Origin of the sequence: Pseudomonas helvetica (assembly GCF_039908645.1) — a bacterium.
Taxonomy (GTDB): Bacteria; Pseudomonadota; Gammaproteobacteria; order Pseudomonadales; family Pseudomonadaceae; genus Aquipseudomonas; species Aquipseudomonas helvetica.
Genome location: NZ_CP150917.1, coordinates 4,969,108 through 4,981,330, shown reverse-complemented (window position 1 = coordinate 4,981,330; position 12,223 = coordinate 4,969,108). Strand labels below are relative to the sequence as shown.

At 58.3% G+C, this 12,223-nt stretch carries 4 protein-coding genes; all 4 read right to left on the bottom strand.

What is annotated here, in order from left to right:
- Nucleotides 1-30: 30 nt before the first annotated feature.
- On the bottom strand, nt 31-2,763 hold the full coding sequence (locus tag AABM55_RS23095; RefSeq protein ID WP_347927859.1) for an RHS repeat-associated core domain-containing protein: 2,733 nt from the start codon (nt 2,761-2,763) through the stop codon (nt 31-33).
- Between the two features lie 65 nt (nt 2,764-2,828).
- Nucleotides 2,829-5,516 carry an RHS repeat-associated core domain-containing protein gene (locus tag AABM55_RS23090; protein WP_347927858.1) on the bottom strand — a complete coding sequence of 896 codons (2,688 nt, stop codon included), beginning with the start codon at nt 5,514-5,516 and terminating at the stop codon, nt 2,829-2,831.
- On the bottom strand, nt 5,513-10,057 hold the full coding sequence (locus AABM55_RS23085; protein WP_347927857.1) for a SpvB/TcaC N-terminal domain-containing protein: 4,545 nt from the start codon (nt 10,055-10,057) through the stop codon (nt 5,513-5,515). Before AABM55_RS23085 ends, AABM55_RS23090 begins: the two co-directional genes overlap by 4 nt.
- Nucleotides 10,058-10,291: 234 nt before the next feature.
- Entirely contained in the window at nt 10,292-11,815 is a 1,524-nt protein-coding gene (locus AABM55_RS23080; protein WP_019693298.1) for a fumarate hydratase, read from the bottom strand.
- Between the last annotated feature and the right edge of the window lie 408 nt (nt 11,816-12,223).

The window sequence follows — 12,223 nt, the reverse complement described above, 5'->3', positions numbered from 1 at the left end:
CCGGGCCTGCGGTGCATGAGGTGATCGCTCTTACCAACCCTGCCGCTGTGCATACCTGGATGCTAATTCTTGACCTTTATTTACTTTGGCCCGGAATATATTCATGTCTGCTTTTACGCCCGCAAGAGTTATCAACTTATCACGTCCTGTCAAACCGCCGGTTGAAAACAGAACATTGGTTTTCAGCGCGATAAAGTTCTCCATCATGAGGTGGAAATCTGCTTCGGCATTGCTTTTTAATTTCGCGTACTCATCGCCCAGTCTGTTGATCTTCATAGGGCTTAAGCCGTTTTGTGCATCATTTGCCTCTTCAGAGAGTTTTCCTAACTGGATCATCTCTTTTGCACCGTATGTCATGAACTCTTTCAGGGTTTTTTTTGCTAGCTTCATAAAGGCATTTTTTTGGCCTTCCTGAGTCTTCGGGTCATATTTTTTGTAAGTTTGATGAGCATTTTCAATGGTAAATGTCGGTGTGTTTTTCTCTTTGATTTTTTCCCAGGAGAGCTCCGCTGCCTTGGGAGTGATCGACGGTTCCAAATGGGTCTCTTTGCCAATTTTCTTCATGACCTCAGCGGTCGCCTTTTTAGCACCGAATGCACCGAGACCAACGCCCCCTATAGTGCCTGCTATGGGCAACGTGAGCGTTCCCGCCAGGCCACCTAACAGGCCTCCGGCAATGGTTGCAGCGGTGGTCACAATGCCAGTCACTACCGTGAACGTGGAGACTTTGGCGATCGTTGTGTTTCTATCCTTATCCTCAAAGAGGTGTTCGAACAATGCGTTTTGTTTGTCCACGACCTTGATCGCGGTGGACAGGTTTTTGCTGAACGCCTTTATTTCGTTGAGCAATTCGCTTTCTGTTTTAGAAGAACCCTCTTCGTCAATGTAACGAATGGGGTTGTTCCCCACCATCGCATACGGATTAAGCCCATCCACGTCCCCGGCCGGGTCGGCACTGATCCAACATTGCAACCACGGCGCGTAATACCGGTCACCATAGTAGTAAAGCTTACTGTCATCCATCTCCTTGCCCGAATACCGGAGGGTCTTGTAATCGGCCTCTACTACCGACCGCGCCGCGCACCAGCATGTACCGCCGTAGGGATAATAGAACTCCAGACTGATCAAGGCGCCGTTGCGATCCAGCTCCAGAACGGTTGAGCCAAGATGATCAGCGAGGTGGTAACGCAGTTGATCTGCCTTGATGCCGGCCGGTTTTCCAGTGACCCAATGCAGGCAACGCACACTGCCCACGCCGGTCGACAAGGTGATGACGTGCAGTTGCTGGCCGTCGCTGCGGGTGCGGATTTCCAGTCTTGGCAGATAGCGCACGTCGTGGTAGTGGTTAGCGGACGGGGTATGCCATACATGGCGTTTGTAGACCCGCATGCCTTGGCTGTAGCGGTAGGTTTCTTCGTCATCAGGCAGGCCGTTGCTGTGTGTGAGCAAGGTCACTTTGGCCAGTTGGTCACGGGCATTCCAGTTCAGCGGCTGGCCACGTTGCAGCAGTAACTGGTTACCGTTGGGGTCGAAGAGCTCATCGAAAATCGGCTCTGGATCACCTTCTTCCCAGCGCACGCCCCGGTTGCTGTGTTCATCGATGCACATCTGGCGAGTGAAGGTGTTACCGTCGCGGAGGTGACACACCGTCGTCAGGTTGTTGCCAAGATCGTAAGCGTAGTGCCGGGTGTAGTTGAAGCGTCGAGCGGGGTCGATGGGCGTGATCAAGTCTGGCAAGCCCGGCTGGAGATTGGGTTTTTCAGCCTCGAAACCGCTCGCCTGCGTCAGCCGGTACAGCGAGTCATAGACAAACTCGCGATGACCGTCGATGCGCTGATTGGCGAAGAACACCGTGGTCAGTGTGTGGTCCTCGATGCGCAGCACATTGCCCATGCGGTCATGGACATACTCAAGGTTCTGGCACAGCGCTTCACCGGGTTTTCCGGCTTTGAGCGTCTGCAGTCGACCGTCGACAGGGTCGTAGCCCCAGGTGCTGATCACGCCGTTGCCGGCGTTCTGTTCGATGATCTGGCCGGCAGCGTTGTACTGCGCGTCGTTGAGAATGTCTTGACGCGGGCTGGCGGTATCGAGCTGAAGCATGACGTGCTTGAGTTGCCCGGCAATGTCGTAGCGCGTGTGCTGATGATGGTCGCCGGCATCGGTTTGAGTCAGTACCGCGCCAAGGGCGCTGTAGTGTCGGCGGCTGGTGTAGCGCTGGGTGTCGGGAAAAGTGCGGGTTTCACTCAGTGGCTGACTGTGCAGGCTGAAGCCACTGACACTCAACACACCTGCGAGATCGACCTGTTCGATCATCTGGCCACGTTGATTGTGCCCGGGGTCGGCAGAGGCGTCGGCGTAGGTAAAGGTTTCGATGTTCGGTTGCGCGTTTTCCTCGACGGCGACCACGCGCATCAGGTGATCGTGAGTGGTTCGCCAGTGATGACCGCGTTGATCCCAGTGCTGAAGGATTTCACCGGCCAGTCCGGCCAGGCTCAGGTGCCGACCGGCGTCGACACTGTCGACCCTGAGCGCTTCACCTGACAGCCGATAGACGCTGGCCTGGTTAGGTCTGGGGGCCTTTCCGAACAGTCGCGGGTCCCATTGCTCGACCAGCCGTCCGAGCGTGTCATGGCGTTGCCGGGTGATCAGTGTTTCCTGTGCTCCACCAGCGACCTTGCGCAGATAACCGACCTGACGGATCGGCAAGCCGCGAGGGTCGTTGGCTTTCAGTTCAGGTGTGCGCCAGTGGACATTTGTGCTCATCGGGTCTGCTCGGGTGTTTTCTTTAGCATACTGGCCCTGTCAATTGCTATTGGCGGGTTCCGGTCTCATACCGCTGTTTCAAGCGCTCTTCGGGCCCTTGGTTTGGGAATGGGGCGTAGCTCTGATGCAGTTCCCGGCGCCTCGGGCAGTACGAACTTGCCGGCTTCATCAATCATCAGGACAACGTTTTTACCCATCTTGGTGGCAGAGTTACCGAGCTCGGTGGCCTGATCCTTGAGCTCTGTCAGTACGTTACTGGCTTCGGTCAACGCGTTTTGGGCACTGTCGATTTTTGAGCGCAGGGCGTCATGAATATCGATACCTCGGCGCATTTGCTCCAGCACTTCGAGTTGATCCAGCGGCGACAATTGCTCCATTAACGAGGTCACGGCTTTTTCGCGGAAATCATCCAGCTTGTTTTGAAGTGCCTCCGGGAGCTTGCCGCTGGCCAGGTCATTGGCGCCATTGGAGAGATCGCGGGTGACATTCTTGATCTGTTCGGTCTGCAACGTTTCGGCGACGCGTATGCCTTGCTTGAAAAAACGGTAACGCACATAGGACGCGAGAAGACCTCCAATCAAGCCGCCCACCACGCCTCCAATCGCGTTCCCTATGACGGGTGCGAACGTCCCGGCCGCACCTCCTAACGTGGCACCGACGGTCGCTCCCAAGCCAAAGGCCGACAGACCATTTTTTGAAAAGAGGTACTTGCGAAAGGTCATGCTGCTTCTGATCTCGGGAGTGACGTGAGCTTCGTCATCAGGGCCATCAAAGTTCTTGGCCGTCTCATCGACTTTGCTGCCTACGTCGGCTGCCGTTTTGAACAGGCTGGTGGCTCGTTCCCAGAACCCCGATCTTGCGCCGCCATCGTTGTCGATATAACTCATCGGGTTGTTACCCACCATCGCATACCGGTTCAGCCCATCCACCGCGCCCTTGGGATCGGCACTGACCCAGCGTTGCAGCCAGAGTGCGCAATAGCGCAGCCCGAAGTAACAAAGCCTGCTCACATCCATCTCCTTGCCTGAGTAACGGATGGTTTTGTAACTGGCCTCCACGGTCGAGCGCGCCGCCCACCAGCAGGTTCTGCCGAAGGGGGAGTACAACTCGTGGCTGATCACTGCGCCGTTGCGGTCCAGTTCGAGGGTACTGGAGCCCAGGTGATCGTCGAGGCTGTAGCGCAGTTGATCTTGTTCAATCCCGGCGGGTTTGCCCTTGACCCAGTGCAGGCAGCGCACGCTGCCGGGCAGGGTAATGACGTGGAGTTCTTCGCTGTCGTCGAGGGTGCGATTTTCCAGCCCCGGCAAGTAGCGGACATCGCAGCGGTGGCGGACGGCCCCGGCGTGTGTGATCAGCTGTTTGTGTACACGCACGCCCTGGCTGTAAGCGTAGGTTTCCTTATCGTCCCCTGTGTCGCGCTTGATCAGGGTGGCGCTGCCCAGCTGGTCGCGATGATTCCAGGCCAGTGGCTGACCTTTTTGCAGCATCAGCTGATTGCCATGATCATCGAAGCCTTCCTCAAACACCGGCTCGGGGTCGTCTTCCTTCCAGGCGAGGCCCCGATTGCTATTGGGCGCGATGCGCAGGTGATGGGTGTAACAGTTGCCTTCACGCTGGTGACAGAGCGTCGTCAGGTTGCCACCCAGATCGTAATAGTAGCGCTCGGTGTAATTGAGGAGGTGGCTCGGATCGATAGGCACGATCAACTCGGGCAGCCCCGGGCGGATCGTGGCGTCGGCCACTTCAAAACCGCTGGCACGGATCAGCCGGGACAGCGAGTCATAGGCAAAGTCACGGTGGCCATCGACTCGCTGGTTGGCAAAGAATACTGGATTGAAACCGTGATCCTCGATACGCAGGATGTTGCCCATGCGGTCGTAGTAATAACCGAGGTTTTGAAGCAGTGGTTGCCCTGGGATTCCGGCCCATTGATTCGTCAGGCGACCATCGGCAGGGTGATAGGTCCAGGTGCGGACCACGCCGTTGCCAGCGGTTTTCGTTTCAATTTGAGCGAACGCGTTGTAGGTCAAACGCTGCAATACCGGTTGCAGCAAGTCCTCATCCTTTAGCTGAAGAAAGCTCTGCTTGAGCTGCCCCGCGAGGTCGAAGCGAGTGTGCTGTCGATGGCCGGCGGCATCGGTCCGGGTCAGTTCCGCGCCATTGGCGCTGTAGTGCCACGAGGTGCTGCAGGCCTTGCCGTCGAGGAAGGTTCGGGTTTCGCTCAACGGTGCGCCCAGCAGGCTGAAACCTGCGAAGTCCAGCCTGCCTGCCGGATCCTCTTGAGCCGTTTTCTGACCACGCAGGTTGTGGCCCGGATCGGCCGAATGGTCGGCGTAAATGAGGCGTTCGACGATGGTCTGCGGCTGCCCGGGCGGCTGTTCGTGCAGGGCGATCATGCGTAACTGGGGATCGTAATCGGTTTGCCAGTGACAACCGCGCCCATCCCAGCGTCGCAGCGCTTGCCCGGCGACCCCTAGCAGGTTCAAACGCTTACCTGCATCAACGCCATCGACCCGCAGTGCATTGCCGGATAACCCATGGACTGTGGAGATGTTGGGCTTTGGGGCGATACCGAACAGTCGCGGGTCCCATTGCGCGATCAGTCGCCCGATAGGGTCATGGATTTGCCGGGTAACGAGGGTTGTCACGGGACCGTCGATGACCTTGCGCAGGTATTCGACGTGCCGGACGGTCAAACCACGGTTGTCGTTGACCTTCAGGGTCGGTGTATTGCGATGCACCTGAAGGTTCATGGCGTGTTCCGGTCCTGGCGTTTATCGGGCTCAGGTTCATAGGTATCGTTGAAATCTTCACTGGTTTGAAACCAGGGGTGGTAGGTCTCGCGAGACTCATAGCCTTTGGCATTGATGATTTTGACCGGTCGGCCCAACGGATCATAAAACTGCTGGTCGTGATGGCCGAACCGGCGAAACGCTGCATCGTTGATATAGCGCCAGGCGTTGGCGAAGTAGGGGCGATAGACCCGCACGGCCAAGCCCTTGTTGTTGTATTCCACCCGTTCGCTGACGCGCCAGCGCGGGTCGGCATGACGTTCCAACGGTTTGCCGGTTACCGGGTCGAGTTCCAGCTCGCCCTGCGGATTGACGACATAGGCCATCCCCGGTTCAACCAATTGCTTGGTTTGCAAGGTACGGCCAAAGCCATCGACGCAGGTCATCTGCATCTGGATTTGCGGGCCTGTTTCGGCGTCCGGGTCCGGATAGTCATCGGCGGTCAGCACCAGGTTGTGCACGGGCTCACGCGCAACACCGCGAATCAGCTCCAGCAGTGTCTGTTCGGCCGCTGTTCGGGCCTTGAGCCTGGCCAGACGCGTGCGTGCGCTGGCGCAAATGTGCAGGGACGGCAAGATGTAACCTTGTGCAATCCATTGGGCTAACTGATCAGGGCGCTGGCGAACCGTATCGGGCAGCGTGCCCATCCAGCTGAGCAAGTCCTTGCGTAATACGCTGGCCGCTTTTTGCAAGGCTTCGACCGGGTCCCGGATCGCTTCGCCAGGGCTGGAGTCTTCGGGGAGACGGTGTTTATCGAGGGGGGCGAAGCCGACGTCCGCGCCATTTTCAGTGCCAAAAAAACTGGTTGCCAGCGGTTGCCCAGAGGGTTCGTAGATCGCTTCCCGAGTATTTTCGTTGGCATCAATGACGCATTTTGGCTGGAGTGCGTGGTAGTCGTATTGGGCGTGTGTGATGCAGCCGTCCGGCAACTCAACTGCCGTGGTCAGCAAGCGATAGGGGTCGTAGCTGATCGTGGTTACGCCGTGACTGGCGGTCGCATTGAATTGCAGCACCTTGTAGAAGCCGTCGAGGTCGGCGTAACGGGAAAAACCGTGCAGGCCCGACCAGAGGTTTTCCAGCTTGTCTTCTTCCTCGTCTTTGTCGAGAAACAACGGCATGGGTTGGAAGCCGATGTTTTGCAGTTCCTTTCGGATGTCGAATGGAGCGGGCAAGGTGTCGTAGGCGGCCAATGCGGTCTTGTCATATTCCGCCCGCTCCAGGGGACCCGCCAATGCCTGGAGCTGAGCGCTACCGTCTGGCAACAGACTGCCGTCGGCAGACAGATAGCTTTGCCGCGACAACTGGCTCAACTGCCGCAACGCGCTCCATTCCTTCCACGTGTGGGATTTTCTCAAGCATTCATACGACACTTCTTGGGGATTGAGGCCGGTAGGGAGCGAGCCTTTGGGCAGCTCAAGTGCGTTGAGGCGCTGGCGCCACGGTAGCCTCAGCCTCCAGCCTTGCGACGAGTCCAGGTGAATGAACTCGGCACGCGACTCGCTCAGGTAATAGCGCTGTTGAGCTTTATCGTGGGCATCGCGCCACCATTGATCTTGATCGGGGGCTTCGGGGAAGGGGGAATCGTCCCGTTCGGTTTTGCGCCGTGCATAGCTGACGGTCAACGCGTGAACAGGCGTGCCGAAACGGTCCCACTGCAGCGTGATTTCATGACGGCACAACGGATCATCAACGCAGCGTTCATATTGGTAGCTGATTTTTTCGACCAGCAACGGCAGGACAATCGCATGGGGATGGTGCGGGGCCATGGGCCTGAGTTCTCGCACCAGATAACGCGATTGCTCTACCGAGTAGGGCATGGCTGCGACGCGGTCTTTCTGTAGCCCGAAGACCTCCACGCGCAGCACCGAGCCACTCAGTGCCCGGGCAATTTCATGCAGCGTGTCCTTGTCGACCGGCTTGAAGAGTTCATCGGCATTGTCATTTTCGTGGTAGCGACTGATCAGCGTCGGCCCCAAGGGGCAGGCCTCACTGTCGCCGTCGAAATATCCCGCACGAGGCAAGTCGACCAGACACCCGGTATGGAACCAGATACGGGTCAGTGCCGGTGCGCTAAACGTCGTTTCGCCTTCCTCCGGGCTGGTTTCGCTGTCGGTCTGGTGCAACAGGCCAAAGCCACGAAACTCGCGGTCATGGCTGTCGTAATAGCCATGAAAATAGTTGAAAAACTGATTCAGGCAGTTGCCGGTAATCTCGTCGAGCTGACTCTGCTGGCTGACCACCTGAACCGGGAACGGCAGGTAGCAGGGCGGCGGTTTATCGGCATCCGGCCATTGTCGTTTTTCATCCAGCCACTCTTGTGCCGAACTGCGGTAGCGCACGGTGCCACTGCAACCCATATTGTTATTGGTCGCTATCAGCGCGTAAGGCCGCACGCCGACAAAGTCGTAACGCCAGTGCCGTGGCGATGGGTATGGCACGGTGAAGATCAAACTGGCGCAACCGAGCCCTTGCAGGTCGGCGAAATTGACCTGGCTCAGGGTGTCGTAGCGCACACCCTCGGGCCAGGCCACGCTGATCGGCGTTTGCTTGAGCCGATTGCCACCGAGATTGAGGTAGATATCGAAGTGATTCGAATGCAGGTAAATCACCGACGTGGCACCGCAACCATCGATGTTGACGATTCGCACCCGCGCTGCGTCGAACGTCCCGTACTCGAAGGGCAAGGTATCCATGACGAACCCTTTGCCGAAACGTCCGTGGCCCAGGTTCGGCCAGCATTTGATTTCGTCGTGACGAATGCGGCACAGGTCCGGCAGGTCGCTGCCGAGCATATGGCCCAGAAACACCAGTTCGCTGCGTGAGTTGCTGAACAATGGCAGGTTGTCGCCGTTCGGTTCATGGGGCACGTCCTTCGCGGGCCCAAAACCGTCCTCCCGAAGGCTGGGATAAAGACGTACGCTTTTTGGACCGATCAGCGCCAGTGAACTGAGGCCGCTGCCCGTCAGGTCTCCGAATTGTGCCAGAGCGTTGAAGAACTCCAGGGGAAAGGACGTGAAGGGGCTGAACGGCGACCAGCTGCGGTCAGGGTTTAGGGCGTAGAAACCACTGAAAGCCGGTTGTGCAACGACCCAGTCGAAAAAGCCATCACCGGTCAGGTCGTTAAGCGACTGCTTCACCGGTTTGCTGCCATCGGTGACCGGGATGGTCGGCAATACCCGCCACCGGCCGTAGATTATTTCGTCGGGGTGGTTCGGCCCTCGCATCGGTTCGCGGTAGTACCAGCTCTGAGTGTATTGGCAGAGGAAACCGGGCACACCCTCGCCATACAGGTCGATGCATTGATGGTGTTGCCCGTCCTGGATGCCGGGCATGTGTTCGAAGGGGAAGAAGGGTACCGACTGGGTGTTGATCTCGAAGGGCGAGTAGCCGAATTCCATCGGCGGCAGGTGTTCGACTGCACCACTGGCGTTAAAAGCTTGATAGTGCGCGGCGCACAGCTGGCTGTAGAACGCCGGCTCCGGGTGATAGTCCAGCAACAGGCGTTTGACCAGCGCGGGATTGGGCCCCAGTTCATCGGGGAAGTGGTGAAACATCAAAACCTGCCGGCACAGGCGGCGGGTGCTCAATTCGAAGCCATAGCCATAGGTAAAGAACGAGTCGGGGCGAATCAGCCACTCGCCGATGTCATCGTTCGGTTGTGCAAACGGTTCGCCAAAGACCGGTTTCTTGTCCCACTCCAGCGTCCGTTCTCCATAGTCGAACACCAGGTGAAAGTGCCAATCCAGTTCGGCCGGGTTGTCCACGGTCCAGGCATACAGATGCTCGCTGGCGCTGAAGTTGCCGTAACACACCCGTCGCAGATAACGCTGGGCCCGGTAGTCGTGGGGTTGGTCGTTGAGCGGGTCTTCGGGTTTGTACTCATAGACGATGTGTTCGCCATGGGCGCTCTTGCTTTCAAGCAGCAGCCAGGCGCCAACCCGTAACCGGTCGTTTGGATCGGCGCGCCGCGAAGCCTCGGTCTTGCCATAAATGTGCAGACTGCCGTCGGCCCCGTGTACCAGCCAGAAAGGCGGCTGGTTAAGCTTGGTGCTCGATTGCCAGAGCTCGATCCGATCGAAGGCGCCTTCGACCCGAGGCCAGTAACGGACCACCGAGTGCTTGCCGACAGGTTCACCGTTGTAGTGATCTTCGGGGCGGGACTGGATGTGACCATCCTTATCGCGCTCGGGCATCCATTCATCACCGCTGGGCCCCACGATGACATCGTCTGCGAGGTAGCGCGGTACGCCTTTGCTGGTCTGGCGAGTAATGGCGTTGATGCTCAAGCGCCAGCCGAAGCCGAACGGGCCATTGCCCGCCTGACTGTCGTAGCTCAGTGCCAGTGCCAGATCAAAGCCGCGTCCCGGCGAGATCGGCAACGGCAACTCGAAAGAAGCCTTACCGCTGCTGCCAATAGCGCCCCAGCTTTTGCCGATGGTAGTAATCGCGGCACTCTTGGCAATGGAAGGCGGGGTGATGTTTGGGGAGGCTTGATCTTCCATGGTCAGATTTTGTTCCAGCCTGGCGAGCGGGGGGCGGATGACTCACGCTACCAAGTAGGGCACACGACGTAACCTGTCAGACTTGACAGGTATGAAGGGTTTTTCTAGAACGAATCAGTCTGTCTGTCGGTTTTTTTATCGCTGTCAGTTCGTAGCGTTTTGTGAAAGTGACAGGCAAAAAAAGCCGCGCTGTTTTTGCAAACAGCGCGGCTTTCTTTTCCAGCGGTTAAAGGCTTATTGCACTTCTACTGCCAGGCTTTCACTGATTTTCTTCTGCCAGATGGCTGGGCCGGTGATGTGCACCGACTCGCCCTTGCTGTCGACCGCAACGGTCACCGGCATGTCTTTGACGTCGAACTCGTAGATCGCTTCCATGCCCAGTTCGGCGAACGCCACAACGCGGGATTTCTTGATCGCTTGCGCTACCAGGTAAGCCGCGCCGCCGACTGCCATCAGGTAAACCGCCTTGTGGTCCTTGATCGCTTCGATCGCGGTCGGGCCGCGTTCCGATTTGCCGATCATGCCCAGCAGGCCGGTTTGCTCGAGGATCTGGCGGGTGAACTTGTCCATCCGCGTCGCGGTGGTCGGGCCAGCTGGGCCGACCACTTCTTCGCGTACCGGATCGACCGGGCCGACGTAGTAGATGAAGCGACCCTTGAGGTCCACCGGCAGGGTTTCACCCTTATTCAGCATCTCGACCATGCGCTTGTGCGCAGCGTCGCGACCGGTGAGCATCTTACCGTTCAGCAGGACGGTTTCGCCCGGCTTCCAGCTCTGCACTTCTTCAGGTGTCAGGGTGTCGAGATTGACGCGGCGGGCCGACGGGCCGGCTTCCCAGACGATTTCCGGGTAGGCGTCCAACGGTGGCGCTTCCAGCGACGCCGGGCCGGAACCGTCGAGCACGAAGTGCGCGTGACGGGTGGCGGCGCAGTTGGGGATCATGCACACCGGCAACGAGGCGGCGTGGGTCGGGTAATCCATGATCTTCACGTCGAGCACGGTGGTCAGGCCACCCAGGCCCTGGGCGCCGATGCCCAGTTGGTTGACCTTCTCGAACAGCTCCAGGCGCATCTCTTCGATACGGTTGGACGGGCCGCGTTTTTTCAGCTCGTGGATGTCGATGGATTCCATCAACACTTCCTTGGCCATGACCGCGGCTTTCTCGGCGGTGCCGCCGATGCCGATGCCGAGCATGCCTGGTGGGCACCAGCCAGCGCCCATTTCCGGAACGGTTTTCAGCACCCAGTCAACGATCGAGTCGGACGGGTTGAGCATGGCCATTTTCGACTTGTTCTCGGAACCGCCGCCCTTGGCTGCCACGTCGACTTCCACGGTGTTACCCGGAACGATCGAGTAGTGGATCACCGCCGGGGTGTTGTCCTTGGTGTTTTTACGAGCGCCCGCCGGGTCGGCGAGGATCGAAGCACGCAGGACGTTTTCCGGCAGGTTATAGGCGCGACGCACGCCTTCGTTGATCATGTCGTCCAGGCCCATGGTCGCGCCATCCCAGCGCACGTCCATGCCCACGCGAACGAACACGGTGACGATGCCGGTATCCTGGCAAATCGGACGGTGGCCAGTGGCACACATGCGCGAGTTGATCAGGATCTGCGCCATCGAATCGCGAGCTGCCGGCGATTCTTCACGCAGGTAGGCCTCGTGCATCGCCTGGATGAAATCCACGGGGTGGTAGTAGGAAATGAACTGCAGGGCGTCAGCAACGCTCTGAATCAGGTCGTCTTGCTTGATCACGGTCATGAGTCGCGCTCCTCTAAAAGACGGGAACATTCAATAAGGTGCTTGCAGTTGGGGTGCATCGGTCGGCTGCAAGCACCTTTCAAGGCACGCCGGGGTTGCTGGCGCGACGCTAAAAAGGCGCGGCAGTATAACGCGCCTCGAAGCCGGGCACACCCGCCGGCAGTCAAACCAAAGTCGCATAGGGTCAAGCATGCCCATCTGTTGGCAAACCTTTGTGGCGAGGGAGCTTGCTCCCGCTGGACTGCGAAGCAGGCCTAAAGCTTCTCACCTCGATGTCTCAGGCACACCTGGCCGGCCGGATTTGCGGCCGCTTCGCAGCCGAGCGGGAGCAAGCTCCCTCGCCACAAAGGTTTGCCTGGCCTGCATTGCATCGTGCGTGCCTATCACCTCAAAATTGAATGGTCATTC